The organism is Kribbella sp. NPDC059898 (assembly GCF_042730855.1).
GTDB lineage: Bacteria > Actinomycetota > Actinomycetes > Propionibacteriales > Kribbellaceae > Kribbella.
The window spans coordinates 828,219-846,759 of the sequence record NZ_JBHWKR010000001.1 but is presented as its reverse complement, the minus strand read 5'-3'; the positions used below and the strand labels follow the sequence as shown (position 1 = coordinate 846,759).

The following is an 18,541-nucleotide window of genomic DNA, read 5'->3' as shown; positions in this document are numbered from 1 at the left end:
CGTTCAGGCGCCGAGTTGGCGCTTTACTTCGGCGGAGACGACGGCGCCGTCGGCCTTGCCCTTGGTCTTGGGCTGGAGGGCGCCCATGACCTTGCCGATGCCGCGGGGGCCGAGTTCGGCGGCGCCGGTGGCGGCGATGGTTTCGGTCACCAGGGCCTTGATCTCGTCCTCGGTGAGTTGTTCGGGGAGGTACTCGGCGAGGATGTCCGCCTCGGCCTGTTCCTTGTCGGCGAGTTCGGCGCGGCCGGCGTCGCGGTAGGCGGTGACGGACTCGCGGCGCTTCTTCGCCTCGGAGCTGAGTACGTCGACGACCTCGGCGTCGCTGAGCTCGCGGGCCTCCTTGCCGGACACCTCCGCCTTGGTGATCGCGGTGAGCGCCATCCGCAGCGTGGACTTGCGGATCTCGTCGCGCGCCTTCAGCGCGGCGGTCATGTCGTCGTGCAGGCGCTGCTTCATTCCGGAGTTGGACATGACCATGATTGTGGCAGGCTGGAGAAATGAGTATCGCGAGGACCGCCCTCAAGACCACTGGCGTGGTCACAGCTCTGGGCGCCGCCTGCGTCGCGTATGCGGCCGGTATCGAGGTGCGGTGGTACACGCTGCGCCGGTTCACGGTGCCGGTGCTGCCGGAGGGGACGGGGCCGCTCAAGGTGCTGCATCTGTCCGACCTGCACCTGATGCCGACGCAGGAGCGGAAGATCCGCTGGGTCAACGACCTCGCGGCACTGGAGCCGGACCTGGTCGTCAACACCGGCGACAACATCTCCAACGAGGAGTCGGTCCGCCCGCTGCTCCGCGCGTACGGCGATCTGCTCGACCTGCCCGGCGTGTTCGTGTTCGGCTCCAACGACTACTGGAAGCCGCACTTCAAGAACCCCGGGAAGTACCTGCTGCCCGCGAACAAGCAGCGGCACAAGCCGCACGGCCCGGACCTCCCGTTCGAGGAGATGCGCCGCTCGTTCACCGGCGCCGGCTGGACGGACCTGAACAACGCGAAGGCCACGCTGAAGGTGAACGGCCTGCGCCTGGACTTCGCCGGCACCGACGACCCGCACATCAAGCGCGACCGGTACGACGAGGTCGCCGGTGAGATCGACCCGTCGGCGGATCTGTCGATCGGCGTCACGCACGCGCCGTACCAGCGGGTGCTGAACGGGTTCGTCGGCGACGGGTACCCGCTGGTCCTCGCCGGCCACACGCACGGCGGTCAGCTCGCGGTCCCGGTCTACGGCGCGCTGGTGACGAACTGCGACCTCGACACGTCTCGCGTGAAGGGCCTCTCGACCTGGGGATACAACGGGCGCCAGGCCGATCTGCACGTCTCGGCCGGCCTCGGTACGTCGCCGTACGCGCCGGTCAGATTCGCCTGCCGGCCGGAGGCGACACTGCTCACTTTGGTGCCCCGGATAAACCCGATTTCGTCCGGACGCTGAGCCCATGTAAGCTACTCGCGACTTCGGGCTGTGGCGCAGCTTGGTAGCGCGCTTCGTTCGGGACGAAGAGGTCGCAGGTTCAAATCCTGTCAGCCCGACCACCATCGAGGGTCAGTCACTGCGGTGACTGACCCTCAGTGCGTTTCGGACGTGTCGCGGAGGTGCGGGGTTGAGCGGGGCCGACCACTACGAGGTGCTGAACGTCGAGCGCTCGGCGAGTGCGGCGGAGATCAAGTCGGCGTACCGGAAGATGGCCCTGAAGGTGCACCCGGACCAGGGCGGCAACGCGGCGCTGTTCCGGCTCGTGCAGGAGGCGTGGAACACCCTCTCGGATCCGGCGAAGCGGGCCGCGTACGATCGCTCCCTCGACGGCAACGCGACCCCGCCGCCACCGGCGCCGGAACCACCACGGCAGCCGCAGCCTGACTCCGAGTGGACCTGGTCGACCGAGCAGCCGTGGTCCAGCAACCCGTCCGGCCCGGACCCGGTGCGCTCCGACGGCGCCGGCCCGATCCTGATCTACCCGACGTTCGGCCAGTGGCGCATCCCCGCCCTGGTGGCGCTGGGTGTCTACGTGGTGCTGGTCGGGATCGTTCTGGTCAGCACGCACTACGACGGGTTCCTGGCGTACGTCATCGCGGTCGCGACGGCGTCGATGGTCGTGGTGGTGCTGCCGCCGCACTGGAGCCGGCGGGTGCCGCTCCGTGGTCTGTTCAAGGTCCTGGGCGTCCTGATGGGGATCGCGTACCTGGTGACGCTGCTGCCGTTCGCGCACGTCGACATGACCGGGGCGGACCGCGCGGTGATCATCGCGCTGGTCGCCGGCCTGGTCGTGGTGCGGTTCGTCACGGGCCGCTGGTCGAAGTACCACGATCTCGATGTGGCGATCGACCGGCCGGCGGCGTTCGAGTTCAACCTGTGGGGTACGCCGGGTGAGCCGCTCGTCAACGACACGCTCGCGGCGTCGATCTCGCCGTACGACGCGATGCTCCACCGCCGTACGGCGAACCTCTTGGACCCGGTGCTGACAGCGTTGCCTGGTGCGAAGCTCGTCAACGGGGCGCAGCTCGGAGCGATGGTCGTCGACCACCTGCTGCTCAACGGCCACCGTGCCGCGTTGATCGTCTCGATCGTCGGACCGGGCGGAACGTACTCCCTGGACGCCTACGGAGGCCTCCAGTTCAACGGGCAGCCCTGGGAGAGCCCTGCGCCCGCTCTTGAGGCTGCTGTCGAGTCCTGGCGCGGGCGGCTGCGTCAGGTCGACGTACGCGGCTTCCTGGTCATTCACCCGGACGCAGGCGCCACTGTGCGGACCCAGGACCGTGCCGACGCCAAGGTCACTTGTCTGCCGGCACAGTCCGCCGCACGCGAACTGCACGCGTGGCTGCAGCCGGAAGGCAGCAAGGTCTATCGCCAGGTGCTGTACGACATCCTGTACCGCGCGCCGTACGGCCTAGTGTGAAGCTATGCAGCGGGTTGATCTCGGCGAGGTGGACTACGACGTCGCGGCGAAGGATATGCGCGGCTGGGTCGAGGAACGTGTCGAGGGGAAGGCCGAGGATCGGCTGTTCCTGCTGAGTCATCCGCCGGTGATCACGTACGGCCCGCGGACGGTCCTCGACGACCTGCCCGCGGAGGCCGCCGGGATTCCCACGGTGGAGGTCGACCGCGGCGGCTTCGCGACGTACCACGGTCCCGGCCAGCTGGTCGGGTACCTGGTCGTCGACCTGCACCAGCGCGGCCCGGTCGACATCGTCCGCTGGGTCGAGAACGGCCTGATCGAGGCGCTCGGCTCGCTCGGGTTCCCGCTGGTACGCCGGGACACGCCGAAGGGCGCGAGCAGCCTGGTCGGGGTGTGGACGGCGGACGGGCGGAAGCTGTGCTCGATCGGGATGCGGATCCGGCGCGGGGTGACCAGCCACGGGTTCTCGGTGAACGTCGCCCCGGACATGACCGTGTTTCACACGTTCACGAGCTGCGGGCTGCAGGACGTGACGATGGTCTCGCTCGCGGAGCTCGCGGCCGAGCGGGGGATCGCCGTACCGAGTGAAACCGAGGTGCGCGATGCCATCGCGAACTCTCTGGGAGCCCGATAACCTGCGGCAATGAGCCAGGAGGAGGACGACGGCGACGAGGCCGCGGAGCAGCGTTCGAGGCGGTACGACGCCCCGCCGTTGCCGCCGGCACTGATTCTGGCCGTGGTCGGGCTGCTCAGCGGGTTCGCGACCATCGCCGGGGTCTGGCTGAGCGAACGCGGCTGCGAGCGGTTCCGCGACACCACGAACTGCGGCGCGCTCGGCCTCCCGCTGCTGGTGCTGATCGTGGGCGTGACGATGGTGCTCGGCGGGCTCGCGCTGAGCCGGCTGGCGATGCCGCACCCGCGGCTGATCCCGTTCCTCGGCGTGGCCTTCATGGTCGGGCTGGTCGTCGCGTTCCTCACCGGCCACCTCGACTCGCCGTGGATCATCGCCGCCGTACCGGTGCTGACCGCGGTCACCTTCCTGCTCGCCAATCTCGTCGCCCGACTGCTGGAGCGTGCCGATGCCTGACCTGCCCGTCTACGAGTGCCGCCGGACCGCCACCGCGCCGAACCTGGACGGCACCCTGACCGACCCGGCCTGGGCGTCCGCCGCCTGGACCACCGACTTCGTGCCGATCGCGGACGGCCCCGCGCCGCGGTTCCGGACCCGGTCGAAGCTGCTGTACGACGACCAGTACCTGTACGTCGGCGGCGAGCTCGAGGAGCCGCACGTCTGGTCGACGATGACCGAACACAACAGCCGGCTGTACTTCGAGAACAACTTCGAGCTGTTCCTCGACCCGGACGGCGACGGGCAGAACTACTACGAGTTCGAGATCAACCCGCTCGGCACGATCTGGGAGCTCACGCTGCCCAAGCCGTACGTCGACGGCGGCGTACCGATCGACCCGACGAACCTGCCCGGCCTGCGGACCGCGATCCACGTCGACGGCACGCTCAACGACCCGTCCGACACCGACACCGGGTGGACCGTGGAGCTCGCCGTACCGTGGACGGACCTGGCCGCGTACAACCAGGGCCGCGCGACACCGCCGAACCCGGGTGACGAGTGGCGGATGAACCTGATGCGCTGCCAGTGGCCGCACGAGGTCGTGGACGGCGCGTACGTCAAGGGTGAGGAGATCGAGTTCTGGGTCTGGTCACCGCAGGGAATCGAGGACATGCACCAGCCGGCCACCTGGGGCGTGCTCCGTTTCTAGGGCCCCGTGACACGGCGTTAACACGACCGGGAGACAATGAAGCACGTGAACTTGGGGGGCTCCGGCGAACCACACGGGCTGGAGGCGGACCAGGTCGTCAGCGCGATCGAACGCGCGTGCGAGAGCGACCTGCGGACCGCCCTCCGGCTGGTCGCGCGCTATTCGGCGTACTGGTGGTCGCACGGGCTCCAGGACGAGGCCGCGGCGGCGGCCGAGCGCGTACTGAGCATGCTCGGCCGGACCGTCCCGGTCGGCCTGGACGAGGAGTACCTGCTGGCCGTGATCCACGGCGCCGCGTCCGCGGAGCAGGAGCAGGTCGAGCTCGCCCAGCAGATCGTCCTGACGGCCACGGCGCCGTTCCAGTACTCCGTGACCGTGCTGCTGTGGTCATTGGTCTTCGGGCCGTTCGAGCCGGCCGCGGTGGTCGACGAGGTGCTGGAGCGGAACGAGAGCGGCGACGCGTGGACACGGGCCGCCGTTGAGCTGTGCCGCGGGTACCCGGGTCTTACGACGCCAGGGCCTCCCGGTGAGGCCGCACAGGCGCTGCGCACGGCTCTGGGGCGGTTCCGGATGCTGGAGGACCGCTGGGGCATGTTCCTGGCCCTCAGTGCCCTCCGGCAGGTCGTTGACGAGCCCTTGGATGTCACCACCGAGGCCTTGGAGCTGGCGGAGCACCTGTGCCTCACTGAGGAGACCGCACTGCTGCTGTGCGAGCGCGCTGAGCTCTACCGGCGGCTGGGCAAGCTGGAGGACGCTCACGACGACTACAGCCGCGCTTTGTCGATCGGTGAGCACGCGGACCTCCCGGAGACCGTGGCAGCAGCCCGGATCGGGCTGGGGCGGGCCTTGCGCGGTTCTGGGAACCTCCCGGCGGCGCGGGCGCACCTGTCCGCCGTACTGACGATTCCTGAGCTGCCTGACGCGCACTTCGAGGCGCTGCACGAACTGGCCGTGCTGAACGCGTCCGAAGCGTCGGCGTAGTACCACCGGGGATATCCCCCGGCGCGACTGTGGGGTCAGCCACATCGCGGCGAGGTGCGGCGCTGGTTAGAGTCGGTTGCGAATCGGGACCGACTGCAACGGAGCAGCTGATGGACAAGACGTACGGGTCGCCGCGGGAAGCGGTGGCGGACATCGAGGACGGGGCGAGCCTCGCGGTCGGCGGGTTCGGGTTGTCCGGCAACCCGATGGAGCTGATCAGGGCGCTGCACGACAAGGGGGTGTCCGGACTCCGCGTCGTGTCGAACAACTGCGGCGTCGACGGCTGGGGACTCGGCATCCTGCTCGGCGACAAGCGGATCGCCAAGATGACCTCGTCGTACGTCGGGGAGAACAAGGAGTTCGCCCGGCAGTTCCTGTCCGGCGAGCTGGAGGTCGAGCTGACGCCGCAGGGCACGCTGGCCGAGAAGCTCCGCGCGGGCGGCTGCGGGATCGCGGCGTTCTACACGCTGGCCGGCGTCGGCACCCAGGTCGCCGAGGGTGGGCTGCCGCAGCTGTACAACACCGACGGGTCGGTCGCGAAGGCGTCGGAGCCGAAGGAGACCCGGGAGATCAACGGGACGACGTACGTCCTGGAGGAGTCGATCACCACCGACTTCGGGCTGGTGCACGCGCTCAAGGGCGACACCCACGGGAACCTGGTGTTCGACCGCAGCGCCCGGAACTTCAACCCGCTGGCCGCGATGGCCGGCCGGGTGACGATCGCGCAGGTCGAGGAGCTGGTCCAGCCTGGTGAGCTGGACCCGGACTCGATCCACCTGCCGGGTGTCTACGTCCAGCGTGTCGTTGCCGTCGGCAAGAACATCGAGAAGCCGATCGAGAAGCGTACGGTCCAACCGCGGAAGGATGCCTGAGATGCCGTTGACGCGTGAGCAGATGGCGGCCCGGGCCGCGGCCGAGCTCGAGGACGGGCAGTACGTGAACCTCGGCATCGGGCTGCCGACGATGGTGCCGAACTACATCCCGGACGGCGTCACGGTCGTCCTGCAGTCCGAGAACGGGATCCTCGGCGTCGGGCCGTACCCGGTCGAGGGCGAGGAGGACCCGGACCTGATCAACGCCGGCAAGGAGACCGTCACGACGCTGCCCGGGGCATCGTTCTTCGACTCGGCGCTGTCCTTCGGGATGATCCGCGGCGGCGCGATCGACGCCGCGATCCTGGGCGCGATGCAGGTGTCCGCGACCGGCGACCTGTCGAACTGGATGATCCCCGGCAAGATGGTCAAGGGGATGGGCGGCGCGATGGACCTGGTGCACGGTGCCAAGAAGGTGATCGTGCTGATGGAGCACGTCGCGAAGGACGGCTCGCACAAGATCCTCGCGGAGTGCGACCTGCCGTACACGGGTCGCGGGGTGGTCAACAGGATCATCACCGACCTCGCGGTGCTCGACGTGACCGACGACGGGCTGCGGCTGGTGGAGCTCGCCGAGGGAGTCACGTTCGACGAGCTGCAGGAGAAGACCGGGGCACCGATCAAGCAGTAGTGCTCGGGGGACTGACAGTGCACGACTGTGGACTGTCAGTCAGCGGGCGAAAGACACCTGTGATCCTCGGCGAAAGTCGGGTATGACGGGACCCGTGGAGTTGGATGTGCTGGTCATCGGCGGCGTCGGCATCGACACGATCGTGCGGGTGCCGAGCCTGCCGTTGGCGGATGTGGACACGGTTCCGGTCGAACCGATCGAGACGTACCTGGCGCACACCGGGCACGGGGTCGCGCTCGGCTGCCACCTGCTCGGGCTGAACGCCGGGCTGGTGGACGTGATCGGCGACGACCCGGAGGGCGCGCGGATCCGGCGTACGTACGCCGAGCTCGGCATCCCGTTGCGCGTCGTGCTGCACCCGAGCGGTACCCGCCGGTCGGTGAACCTGGTCGCCCCGGACGGCCGCCGGCTGTCGATGTACGACGCCCGGCATCCGGCCGGCCTGCGCGTCGACCCGAACCTCTGGCGCCCGCTGATCCGCCGCGCCGAGCACGTGCACGTCTCGATCATGGACTTCGCCCGGGACGCGCTCGGCGACGCGATCGCCGCGGACCGCTCGATCTCCACCGACCTGCACGACTGGGACGGCCGCAACGACCACCACAAGGACTTCGCGACCGCGTCCGACATCGTGTTCGTCTCGAAGGCGGCGCTGCCGGACGACGGCGTCGAGTGGATCCTCGCGAACGGCCGCGCGGACGTGGTGGTCGCGATGGCCGGCGCCGACGGCAGCTACCTGCACGTCCGCGGCGAGAAGGTCCGGCACTTCCCCGCGATCGACCTCCCCGACCGGCCGATCGTCGACACCAACGGCGCCGGCGACGCGTACGTAGCCGCCTTCCTGGCCCGCTACCTGGACGGCGCCTCCTGGCCCGAAGCAGCCCAGGCCGCCACCCTAGCCGCCTCCTGGTCCTGCACCACCCAAGGAACCCACACCAACCTCATCACCGCCGAAGCCCTGGCCCTCCTCACCCGCAACGCCTGATCGCGCCAATCCACACGACTCGGCGAGGGTGAGTCAGGCTCGGACCATCGGGGGGTGGAGGGTGGTGGCCGTACCGCGGTGGAAGAGCTGGGCGGGGCGACCGCCGTCCCGGGTCGTGGTGGTGCCGACCGGCGCGACGAAGTCGGGGGTCTTGGTGACCTTGCGGTGGAAGTTGCGTGGGTCGAGCGGGACGCCCCAGACGGCCTCGTAGACGCCGCGCAGCTCGGAGATCGTGAACTCCGGCGGGCAGAACGCGGTCGCGAGCGGCGAGTACTCCAGCTTCGCCCGGGCCCGCTCCACCGCGTCGGCGAGGATCCGCCCGTGGTCGAACGCGAGCTCGCCGGCCTCCCGTACGTCGATCCAGCCGGCGGACGCGGCGTCCGAGCCGGCCACCGGCGCGGGCAGGTCCGGGACCAGCGCCAGGTACGCGACGCTGACGACCCGGCCGCGCGGGTCGCGGTCGGGAGCGCCGTACGTCGCCACCTGTTCGAGGTGGATCCGCTCGGCGGACAGACCGGTCTCCTCCGCCAGCTCCCGGCGAGCGGTCGCCTCCAGGTCCTCGTCCGGCCGGACGAACCCGCCGGGCAGCGCCCACTGCCCGACGTACGGCGGGATGCCGCGGCGGATCAGCAACACCTGCAGGCGGCCGTCGCGGACGGTCAGGATGACCAGGTCGGTGGCCAGGCCGAGCGGCACGAAATCCATACCGCCCACTCTAATCGTCACCTTGACGAGAAGTCACCTCACCTCTTATCGTCATAGTGACGACAAGGAGAGCAAGAGATGGCAGACATCACCCGGTTCGGCTTCATCAGCCACCTGCGGGCCAACCCGACCACCCATGTGCGGCACCTGCGGAACGGCAAGCTCGCGCACGACGGCGCCGGCCAGGCGTTCTGGTTCCGGGCGCTGAACTCGTCGCTGAGCGAGATCCCGATCGACGACCGCGAGCAGCCGCTGCTGTTCCACGGGCGGACGCAGGACTTCCAGGACGTCGCGGTCCAGGCGACCGTCACGTACCGGGTGACCGACCCCGCGCTGGCCGCGAGCCGGCTGGACTTCGGCATCGACCCGAACAGCGGGCAGTGGCGGTCGACGCCGCTCGAGCAGCTCGGCGGCCTGCTGACCGAGCTGGCCCAGCAGACCGCGCTCGACCTGCTGGCCCGGATGTCGTTGACCGAGGCGCTGTCCGAGGGCATGACCGCGCTGCGTGCGGCCGTCGGCACCGGGCTGCGCGCGGACGAGCGGCTCACCGGGCTCGGCATCGGCGTCGAGGACGTCCGCGTGGTCGCCGTACGGGCGGAGCGGGACGTGGAGAAGGCACTACAGACGCCGACCCGCGAAATGGTGCAGCAGGCGGCGGACAAGGCGACGTACGAACGGCGCGCACTCGCCGTCGAACGCGAGCGGTCGATCGCGGAGAACGAGCTGCAGAACCAGATCGAGCTCGCCCGTCGCGAGGAGCAGCTGGTCAACCAGCGTGGTCAGAACGAACGTAGCCGCGCCACCGAGGCCGCGGCCGCCGGTCAGATCGAGACCCAGGCCGCGGCCAGCCGGCAACGCGCACTGGCCGAGGCTGAAGCGGATGCCAAGCGGGTCATCGGTGCGGCGGAGGCCGCGGCCGAGAAGGCGTTGCTGGACGCGTACGCCGAACTCGACCAGGGCACGATCATCGCGATGGCGATCAAGCAAGGCGCCCTGCCGGAGATCGGCACGCTGAACCTGACGCCGGACCTGATCACCCCGCTGCTGACCAAGCTGACCGAGTCCCGATGAGCCTTCCACCACGGGCCGTCATCGTGCACCGGGCGACCGAGCTGACCGAGCTCGTCGCCCGGCACGGGACGCGGCAGCAGGCCGGATTCTTCCTCGCTGGTCGTGGACGGGACCTGGTCGAGCTCGACGCGCGACACCAGGCGCAGCAGGACGCGCTGGCCACGGTGTCGGCGGCGATCCCGCTGGACTGGCGGCGTGCGGTTGCCGAGCGCAACGATCTTGACCGGTTCGGGTTCGGGCCGGAGGACGTAGTGATCACGGTCGGCCAGGACGGGCTGGTCGCGAACGTGGCGAAGTACCTGGACGGCCAGCCGGTGATCGGGATCAACCCCGAGCCGGCCCGCAATCCCGGCGTACTCGTCCCGCACGAACCCGCGGCGATCGCGGGCCTGCTCAGCTCGCTGGACTGCGTGGAACGCACGATGGTTGCCGCGAGCACCGATGACGGTCAGCACCTGCTGGCCCTGAACGAGGTGTACGTCGGCCACCACAGCCACCAGTCCGCACGCTACAAGCTCGCGGCACCGGACGGACTGCCCGAGCGGCAGTCGTCGTCCGGGATCCTGGTCGGCACCGGTACCGGGTCGACCGGCTGGTGCCGGTCCGCCTGGCAGGAACGCCGGAGTCCGTTGGTGCTGCCAACGCCGACGGACCCCGTGCTGTGCTGGTTCGTCCGCGAAGCGTGGCCGTCACCGGCGACCGGGACGGACAACACCGAAGGGTTGCTCAAGGTACCGGACTCGCTGACGATCACTGCCGAGTCGGACCTGGTGGTGTTCGGTGACGGCATGGAGTCCGACACCTTGAGCGTCGGCTGGGGTCAGCGGATCTCGGTCACCGTCGCCGACGTGAAGCTGCACCTGGTGCTCTGAATCGTCGCGTGCCAGGCGGAGTACAGCCGCCGCGCCGAGCCGCCGATCGGGCCGACCGCGTTGAACACCGCGCCCCGGCCGGCCGGCTTGGCGTCCGCGATCGCAGCGACCGCCTGCTCGGGCGCGTCGATCGTCGACGAGCAGACGCTGAGGATGTAGTCCGGCACCTGCAGCTTCGGATCCACGCAACCGACCAGCGGTACGCCGACCGCGGCGACGATCGGGAACACCGTGCCCGGGATCCCGACGGCGCACTCCACGCTCGCCGACTCCGGGACCGAGCCGAGCGCGCTGATCTCGTACCGGTCCCAGAGCGTCCGGTCCTCGCGCGGGTGCAGGCCGACGACGATGTGCTTGCCCGCCGCCTGCAGTTTCGCGGCGGCGTCGAGCAGGAGCTGGGTGCCGGGCGCGGCGTTCCCGGTCTGGTCGGGGTGCGTGACGCTGGTGAGCACCAGCACCCGGTCCTGCTGCGGCGCGTACGCCGGCAGGTCGTCGGTCTGCGCCGAGCCGACCATCCGGACACGACGCTTCCAGCCGAGGTACTTCGCGAACACGTCCGACTCCGCGGGCGACGCCGCCGTCACCAGCTCGAGCCTCGACCGGAACTCCTTGGCGCGCGGGGCTTCCACCGGCTTCAGATACGCGAGCGAACTGGCCGCCATCGGGAGCCGCATCAACGCCGCCGCAACATCCGCAGGCCACGCCTCGGCGCCGTTCACCACCAGCAGGTCCGCCTGCGGTACGTCGCTAAGGGTCGCGACCCGCACCGGGTCACCCGGCTTGATCTGGCTCAGGTCCGGCACCACCTGCACCAACTCCCACCCCCGCCGCCGCGCCTCAGCCAGCAACGGCTGCGCGTGGTACGTCCCCCACGGCTCATTGGTTGCCAACAGCACCCGAGTCCGCCGCGCCCGCGCCGCCAACGCCAACCCAGGCGTCGCCGCCAGCCCAACCCCCAGAACCCCAGCCTTCAAAACCGTCCGTCGCGTCGTGATCATGCGCGCGACGCTACGAACCCCGGGTAAACACGCGCTAGACCTCTCCCGACAACTGGATGATCAGCCGCAAGAGGTTGCCGCCGCACCCACGACGTACGACACCAGCCCGACGACCTCAGCCCCACCACACCGCGACCGACATCCTGATGACGTTCCCGGGCAGCCCTACCGACCGCCCGGCGCCGGTCTCGCACGCCCCAACGCAATCGGCTCCACCACATCCCGCACCCTGACAAGCGACCACTCTCGAGGCTCACCCGGCCCCACCCACACAACCCGCGCAACCCACCACGCCACCACCGCGCAACCCACCACGCCACCACCGGGCGGCCCATCACCCACCACCACCGGGCGGCCCATCACCCCACCTCCACCGGCCGCCCCGCCCGGCGGAAACTTCCCGCGCGCCGACGCAGTCGGCCACAAACAGCCGCGCTGCAGGCGTGCCCATCCCACCCACAACCCGCCACACCAGCCCCGCCGAGACGCCCCGCCCGGCGCCCACCTCCCGCGCGCCGACGCAGTCGCCAACAAAGCAGCCGCGCCGCGGGCGTGTCCTCCCCACCCACACAACCCACCACAGCAGCCCCGCCGAGACGCCCGCCCCGCGCCCACCTCCCGCGCGCCGACGCAGTCGGCCAACAAGACAGTCGCGCCGGGGGTGTGTGCTTTAGCCGCCGTTCAGTGGGTTGTAGGCCGGGGTGAAGGGGAAGTAGACCCAGTCGGGGAAGGTGGTGGGGACTTTGCCCAGGGACTTGATGACGGTTTTGGCGCCTGCTGCGTGGCCGACGGCGTACAGGTAGCCGGTGTTGGTGTCTTTGTCGATGCCCAGGAGGAGCGAGCCGTTCTGACCGCACGGGGCCGAGACGAGCTGTTCGAAGATCTGCCAACTGGAGGTGCGGACGGGGGTGATGATCGGCTTCAGCGGCACAGTGACCGGGATCTTCACCGTGTACAGCCCGCCCGCCCGGTTGTTGGCCAGGAACATGTCGTACGTCGGCGTCGCGGCGATCAGCGTGAAGGACTTCATCGAGCTCATCCCGGTCACGTACCCGGTGTTCCGCAGCCCGTTCCCCACATCCGTCCAGCGCCCGAACAACCCGTACTGGTCCTGCTGGTACAGCATCGTCCGCGTCGGCTTGCTCCCCGCAGACGCCTTGTACTGCGACTGGATCAGGAACCGCCCGCCCCACCCGTTCCCGATCCGCTGGAACACCGGCGTCCCGACGACCTTCCCGTCGCGCCCGACGGTGTACGTGCTCTGCATCAGGTACCCGGCGCCCCACACGACCTTCCCGCTGCGCGTCGTCCGCCCGTTCCCGGCCGGTACGGCGGTGAACGACGTCGGCTGACCCACGTTGTACGGCGTGTTGTACACGTTCGGCGTACTGACGACCGCCCCCGCGCCCGCCGATGTCAGCACCCGGCTGTTCACGCCGTTGATGTTGACGTCCAGCGACCCGAGCCCGAGCGCGCACGCCGCGGTCGCGGCTGTCTGCGCGTCCGGGGCGGCGCCGGCCGGTGGGACCGCCGTACCCAACGAGAGCGCGAGCGCGCCGATACCGATTGCCGTTCGGATCATGATTCTCCGTCCGCCGTGTCGTAGGTCTTCTCAGAACACTTGATACCGGGCGGAGAGCGGAAGTTGCGGTCAGCGTGCCAGTTCAGCGTACGCGTTCACCAGTGTGGTGGCGTCTTGTTCCCAGTTGAGGGTCTTGGCGGCGGTGCGGGTGCCCTCGGTGTACGTGGGGTAGTTGTCGATGAGGGTCCGGACAGCCGCGGCCAGGGAGTGCGGGTTACCTGGTTCGTAGAGGGTGCCGAGGTTGTGTTCGGTGACCACCGCGCGGAGTTCCGGCAGGTCGGCGGCCACCACGGGGACACCGGCACGGACCGCGTGGAAGAGTTTGTTGGGGAGGGCGAGGCGGTGGTTCTCGCAGGTGTTCGTCAGCGTCACCAGCGAAATGCCGTACGTCCGCAGCGTCTCGTCCACCTCGTCGATGGACCGCTCCGGCACCGTCTCCACCGGCCCCAGGTCCAAGCGGTAGTTGGGATCGACCGACCCCATCAGCACCGTCCGGAACGGCGCCAGCTCACGAGCGGCCCCGACCACGGTCGACAGGTCCCGCCCCGCGCCGACCCGCCCGGCGTACAGCAAACCCTCCGGCCTCGAAGGCGCCGGCGGTACGTCGTCAGCACGCGGGAACGTGTTCCGTACGACGCGCACGTCCGTCAGCCCACGCGACCGTAGCCGCTCGGCGATCCCGTCCGACACCGTGAAGACAACTCGTGCCTGCGAGGCGAGCGCGAACTCGTACCGTCGCCCACGAGCACGCCACAGCGGAGTAGGACGACCAGGGAGTGCCCGGTCGAACCATAGCTCGTGGCTGTCGTACACCAGCGCCGCCGACCACTTGGCGGCGTACTCCGCGGCCAATTCCAACGTGTTGAAGTCATGCGCATGCACGACGTCGACCGGACCGGCAGCGGCAACCCTAGGGGCCGCCGCGATCCGCCACTGCTTCTCCGTGCGGGCCCGGTGCTCCGGCAGCAGCAGCCACCGGCCGAACCGCTTGGCCAGCACCTTCGGCCCGGAATGCCCGTGCCCGACGGTCAGCCCGCCGCTCCCGGCCCGCAGACCGGAGGAGCGGGAGACGGACTCCACCGTGACACCCGGCCCGACCTCGAAGCCCTCCGGTACGTCGCGGCCGATCACATGCACTGTGTGACCGGCCGCGGCGAGCGCCGTCGCCTCCCGCAGGATCCGCGAGTCCCCGGCGATCGGGGACTGCGCGATCATCAGAATCCGCACTTACTCGCTCTCGTCCTCGCGCACCCACTCGTTCCGGACGAACGGCAGCAGCACCTCGACCGACTTCCGCCCGTCGTGCAGGTCCCGGACGAACGACGGTCCCGCATCGGCGAGCTTCCGGGCGGTGTCGCGCTCGGCGACGAGCCGCTCGATCACCTCCGCCAGGTCGTCCGGCGTCGCCTCGGCGATCGGCAGGTCGGTCGGCAGCAGCTCCCGGACCGGGTCCGCGATGTGCCCGACGGTGACCCGGCCGGCCGCCATCGCCTCGCAGGCGAACACGCCGTACGAGCCGAGCAGCATCTGGTCGACCACGATGTCGGCGCTCTTCACCAGCTCGGCCAGTTCCTTGTGCGGAACGTCCTGCACCCGCTGGTACGTGATCAGTCCGCGCGCGTCCAGGTCCTTCAGCACCGGGTCGACGTACGCCGAGCCCTTGAGGGCGCTCGCCGACGGCGCGTGCAGCACCACCGGGATCTCCCGCTCCAGCACCGGCTGGGACGAGGCGAACGTGTCGATGTCGACGGTCAGCGGCAGCCAGATGCCGTTGTCCACGAACTCCAGCAGGTCCGGGGTGGTGACGAACACCGGACCGGCCCCGTCGTAGCGGCGGAGGTGCCGGCGGACGTTGTTGTTCGCCGACTGCAGCCGCTGGGTGAGCTCGTCCTCCGGGTCCCGGAACGGCGAGAACCGGTACTGGTCGCGGTGCTGCGCCGGGTCCCGGATCTCGGACCCGTGGAACACCAGGCCGTGCTTGATCCCGGCCTGGTCGAGCACCGGCACGTCGGCCGTCCACATGTCGCCGGGCAGCTGCCCGAACATCGGCCGGCCGGCCTCGAACAGCACGTGCGTGACCTCGCGCAACGCGTACGACGTCAGCTCCAGCTGCCAGCGCAGGTCCGTCCGGTACTGCTGGTACGTACCGGTCCGGTGCACGCGGAAGTCGAACGCGCCGCTGCCCGTGGTGAGCGACTCGGCCTTGACGTCCGGGTGCGCACGCTCGAGCGCGGTCGCCCACAGCCAGGCCTGGCCCGCGCTGTTGACCGGGCCGAGCAGCAGGTGCGTCCCGGTCTTCTCGATCTTGCCGCCCGGCCGCCGGACCTCGAGCTGCTTGCCGGTCAGTTCGCCGTACAGCTCTCGCAGCTTGGCGGCCTGCCCGGCCCAGGACACCTCCTGCTGGTACGCCGGATCGGCGACCCGCTCGCGGTAGTTGTCCAGGTCGGTGAGCACGGTCCGGACCTTCGACGCCAGGTCGTGCGCGTCCTCCGCGACGAAGACCTCTCCGATCCGCGTACGCCCGACGAAGTCCTTCATGCTCGGCATGTCGCTGACCACCACCGGCAGCCCGGCGAAGGCGTACTCGAACAGCTTGTTCGGCAGCGCCATCTCGTGGCTCGGGTACCGCAGGATCGGGATCAGCCCGACGTCGGCGGTGCGCAGGAACGCGACCACCTCGTCCGGCTTCACCGGGTCCACGCAGTGCAGCCGGTCCTCGACCCCGAGCTGCGCGGCCTCCGTCTGCAGCGCCCGGACCGCGTCGTTCGCGACCGCGGGCACGCACACGACGGCCAGGTGCACGTCGGGCAGGTCCACCAGTGCCTGTACGGCGGTGTGGATCCCGCGCGCCCGGGTGACGCCGCCGCTGTACACGAGCAGCGGCACGTCGGACGCGAGGCCGATCACGCTGCGAATGTCGGACACCTCGACCGACACGTCAGCGGGGTTCGGCGTGTTCATCACCACGGCCGGCAGGTGGTCGAGCTTGTGCTCGGCCTGCAGCCGCGTCGCGATCGCCGGGCTGACCGTGATCACCCGGTCGGCGTCGCCGATGTACTCGCGCTCGTGGTTCGCCCAGGCCGCGATCGAACGCCGGGTCCGGGCGCCGTACTGCGACAGTCCGGCGACGTACTCGTGCGCGTCGTACACGACCTTCAGCTGCCGGCCGCGCAGGCTCGCCCGGCCGGCGGCGCGGGCCGCGACGCCGATCACGTGCATGTCGTGGGCGTGCACCACGTCCGGCTCGATCCGGTCGATCAGGTCGCCGAACGCGATCTCCAGGTCCAGCGCCTCGGGGTGCAGCTTGCGCCACGGCGCCGGCCACGGCAGCCGGTGCAGGACACCGTCGTACGCCCGCCAACTGAACTTGAACGGCGCGTCGGCCTTGTTGCCGACGCCCTTGCGCACCCAGGCGGCCCGCTCGGCCGCCTTCCAGCGCGCCCGCCGGAGCAGCCGGGTGGCCACGCCGGCCTTGTACTTGATCGGGTTTCCCTGGCCCGCCTTGGACCGTGCGATCGCGTGCCCGGAGTCGGCCTTGAGCTCCTTGAGCTCGGCCGCGATCCGCTGGCTACGCGCCACATAGGTCGCGCGGTACCGATAGCCCACCAACGGCGGCCGCCAGTTGCGGTGCGCCGTACGGCTTCGTTTCCGTTCCTCACGCAGTGCGTAGGGCACCGCCACCCGGACGATCAGCGCACCGTCGAGCATCTCTCTCGACGGGAGGCCGTTGGCCGAGACCCCGAGCACAGTCACCTCTGCTCCGGTCTCGGCCAGTGCTGCGGCCTCCTTGCGGACCCGGCTGTCGTTGGTGACGTCGTTGGCGACCATCATCACGACCCGCAGGCCGGCATCTGTCACTGGCTGACCGACCTTCCGATCACAATCCGCCGCACGCCGGCCCACTTGGCCGGGTCGGTGCGGTCACGACCGTCGACGAGTACCTTCACGCCCGGCAGCTCGGCCGGGCTCAGCTGCGCGTACTCCGCGTGGTCCGCCTGCAGCACCGCCGCGTCCACCGGCGAGCCCAGCGTGTACGGCGCGAAGCCGAGCCCCTGGAGCTCCTCGTCGGTGTACATCGGGTCGTGCACGAAGACCTCGGCGCCGCGCGCCTTCAGCGCCTCGACAGCCGGGAACACGCCGGAGAACGCGGTCTCTTTCACGCCTCCACGGTACGACGCGCCGAGCACCACGACCTTGGCGCCCTTGAGGTCGCCGAACGCGCCCTCGAGCAGACCGATCGTGTAGTCCGGCATCCCGGCGTTCGCCTCGCGGGCGGCCCGGACGACGGTGGCCTCGGGGTCGGTGTACAGGTACAGCCGCGGGTACACCGGGATGCAGTGCCCGCCGACCGCGATCCCCGGCCGGTGGATGTGGCTGTACGGCTGCGAGTTCGACGCCTCGATGACGGCGTGTACGTCGATACCGTTCTGGCCGGCGAACCGGGCGAACTGGTTCGCCAGGCCGATGTTCACGTCCCGGTACGTCGTCTCCGCCAGCTTCGCCAGCTCCGCCGCCTCGGCCGAACCCAGGTCCCAGACGCCGTTCGCGCGGTCCAGGTCCGGACGCTCGTCGAAGTCGAGCACGGCCTCGTAGAACGCGGTGGCGCGCTTGGCGCCCTCCTCGGACAGGCCGCCGACCAGCTTCGGGTACTTCCGCAGGTCCGCGAACACGCGGCCGGTGAGCACCCGCTCCGGCGAGAACACCAGGTGGAAGTCGGTGCCCTCGGTGAGACCGGAGATCTCCTCGATCATCGGCTTCCAGCGGTTCCGGGTGGTACCGACCGGGAGGGTGGTCTCGTAGCTGACCAGGGTCCCCGGGGTGAGGTGCTCGGCCAGCGAACGGGTCGCGTTCTCCATCCAGCCGAACTCGGGCTGCCCGGTCTTCTCGTCCACGAACAGCGGCACGACGACGACCACCGCGTCGCTGTTCGGGATGGCGTCCGCGTAGTCCGTGGTCGCCCGCAGGCGGCCGTCGGCCACGGTCTCGGCGAGCAGCTCCTGCAGGTGGGCCTCACCCGGGAACGGCTCCTGACCGGCGTTCACCAGCTCGACGAACTTCTCGTTGATGTCGACGCCGACGACCTGATGACCCTTGGCCGCGAACTGGACCGCCAACGGCAGTCCGATCTTGCCTAAGGCAACAACACTGACACGCACAGCAACTCCACTAGG

The 18,541-nt window shown here is 69.9% G+C and carries 18 protein-coding genes and 1 tRNA gene; 12 read left to right on the top strand and 7 right to left on the bottom strand.

Features of this window, described 5'->3' with window-relative positions:
• Positions 1–3: 3 nt before the first annotated feature.
• Entirely contained in the window at positions 4–471 is a 468-nt protein-coding gene (locus tag ACFV9C_RS04250; protein ID WP_380190612.1) for a GatB/YqeY domain-containing protein, read from the bottom strand.
• A gap of 26 nt (positions 472–497) precedes the next feature.
• Here ACFV9C_RS04250 and ACFV9C_RS04245 point away from each other — a divergent pair, with 26 nt between their 5' ends.
• The 10 genes from ACFV9C_RS04245 to ACFV9C_RS04200 all read left to right on the top strand — a co-directional run bounded on the left by ACFV9C_RS04245 (position 498) and on the right by ACFV9C_RS04200 (position 8,142).
• The gene (locus tag ACFV9C_RS04245; RefSeq protein ID WP_380190611.1) at positions 498–1,433 is read left to right on the top strand and encodes a metallophosphoesterase; all 936 of its coding nucleotides are present in this window, start codon (positions 498–500) and stop codon (positions 1,431–1,433) included.
• 24 nt (positions 1,434–1,457) lie between these two features.
• Positions 1,458–1,534, top strand: a tRNA-Pro gene (locus tag ACFV9C_RS04240).
• Between the two features lie 68 nt (positions 1,535–1,602).
• Positions 1,603–2,895, top strand: coding sequence for a J domain-containing protein (locus ACFV9C_RS04235; protein WP_380190610.1), 1,293 nt, complete (start codon positions 1,603–1,605; stop codon positions 2,893–2,895).
• A gap of 4 nt (positions 2,896–2,899) precedes the next feature.
• Complete coding sequence (gene lipB / locus ACFV9C_RS04230; protein WP_380190609.1) at positions 2,900–3,529, top strand: lipoyl(octanoyl) transferase LipB; 630 nt, start codon at positions 2,900–2,902, stop codon at positions 3,527–3,529.
• Between the two features lie 9 nt (positions 3,530–3,538).
• Positions 3,539–3,982: a hypothetical protein gene (locus tag ACFV9C_RS04225; RefSeq protein ID WP_380190608.1), complete on the top strand. Its 444-nt coding sequence runs from the start codon at positions 3,539–3,541 to the stop codon at positions 3,980–3,982.
• Positions 3,975–4,673 (top strand): carbohydrate-binding family 9-like protein, encoded by a 699-nt coding sequence (locus tag ACFV9C_RS04220; protein WP_380190607.1) that lies wholly within the window; start codon positions 3,975–3,977, stop codon positions 4,671–4,673. Before ACFV9C_RS04225 ends, ACFV9C_RS04220 begins: the two co-directional genes overlap by 8 nt.
• Positions 4,674–4,718: 45 nt before the next feature.
• Positions 4,719–5,654: a tetratricopeptide repeat protein gene (locus ACFV9C_RS04215; RefSeq protein ID WP_380190606.1), complete on the top strand. Its 936-nt coding sequence runs from the start codon at positions 4,719–4,721 to the stop codon at positions 5,652–5,654.
• Positions 5,655–5,764: 110 nt separating this feature from the next.
• Positions 5,765–6,526, top strand: a complete 762-nt coding sequence (locus ACFV9C_RS04210; RefSeq protein WP_380190604.1) for a CoA transferase subunit A — start codon at positions 5,765–5,767, stop codon at positions 6,524–6,526.
• Between the two features lies 1 nt (position 6,527).
• Positions 6,528–7,157: a CoA transferase subunit B gene (locus tag ACFV9C_RS04205; RefSeq protein WP_380190603.1), complete on the top strand. Its 630-nt coding sequence runs from the start codon at positions 6,528–6,530 to the stop codon at positions 7,155–7,157.
• Positions 7,158–7,239: 82 nt separating this feature from the next.
• Entirely contained in the window at positions 7,240–8,142 is a 903-nt protein-coding gene (locus tag ACFV9C_RS04200) for a carbohydrate kinase family protein (RefSeq protein ID WP_380190602.1), read from the top strand.
• Positions 8,143–8,175: 33 nt separating this feature from the next.
• Here the strand turns inward: ACFV9C_RS04200 and ACFV9C_RS04195 are convergent, their stop codons facing one another.
• Complete coding sequence (locus ACFV9C_RS04195; RefSeq protein WP_380190601.1) at positions 8,176–8,847, bottom strand: NUDIX domain-containing protein; 672 nt, start codon at positions 8,845–8,847, stop codon at positions 8,176–8,178.
• Positions 8,848–8,925: 78 nt separating this feature from the next.
• Between ACFV9C_RS04195 and ACFV9C_RS04190 the strand changes: the two genes are divergently transcribed.
• Positions 8,926–9,918: an SPFH domain-containing protein gene (locus tag ACFV9C_RS04190; protein ID WP_380190600.1), complete on the top strand. Its 993-nt coding sequence runs from the start codon at positions 8,926–8,928 to the stop codon at positions 9,916–9,918.
• A complete protein-coding gene (locus ACFV9C_RS04185; protein WP_380190599.1) occupies positions 9,915–10,790 on the top strand; it encodes a hypothetical protein in 876 nt (291 codons plus the stop codon). Before ACFV9C_RS04190 ends, ACFV9C_RS04185 begins: the two co-directional genes overlap by 4 nt.
• On the opposite strand, the gene ACFV9C_RS04180 is transcribed toward ACFV9C_RS04185, so the two are convergent.
• From ACFV9C_RS04180 to ACFV9C_RS04160, 5 genes are all read right to left on the bottom strand, one after another.
• Entirely contained in the window at positions 10,739–11,788 is a 1,050-nt protein-coding gene (locus ACFV9C_RS04180; protein ID WP_380190598.1) for a hypothetical protein, read from the bottom strand. The two genes, ACFV9C_RS04185 and ACFV9C_RS04180, sit on opposite strands and share 52 nt — an antisense overlap.
• Before the next feature lie 670 nt (positions 11,789–12,458).
• Positions 12,459–13,370 carry a hypothetical protein gene (locus tag ACFV9C_RS04175; protein WP_380190597.1) on the bottom strand — a complete coding sequence of 304 codons (912 nt, stop codon included), beginning with the start codon at positions 13,368–13,370 and terminating at the stop codon, positions 12,459–12,461.
• A 69-nt stretch (positions 13,371–13,439) separates the two neighbouring features.
• Positions 13,440–14,597 (bottom strand): glycosyltransferase, encoded by a 1,158-nt coding sequence (locus ACFV9C_RS04170; RefSeq protein ID WP_380190596.1) that lies wholly within the window; start codon positions 14,595–14,597, stop codon positions 13,440–13,442.
• Entirely contained in the window at positions 14,598–17,228 is a 2,631-nt protein-coding gene (locus ACFV9C_RS04165) for a glycosyltransferase family 4 protein (RefSeq protein ID WP_380190595.1), read from the bottom strand.
• A complete protein-coding gene (locus tag ACFV9C_RS04160) occupies positions 17,225–18,526 on the bottom strand; it encodes a nucleotide sugar dehydrogenase (protein WP_380190594.1) in 1,302 nt (433 codons plus the stop codon). Before ACFV9C_RS04160 ends, ACFV9C_RS04165 begins: the two co-directional genes overlap by 4 nt.
• Positions 18,527–18,541: the final 15 nt, after the last annotated feature.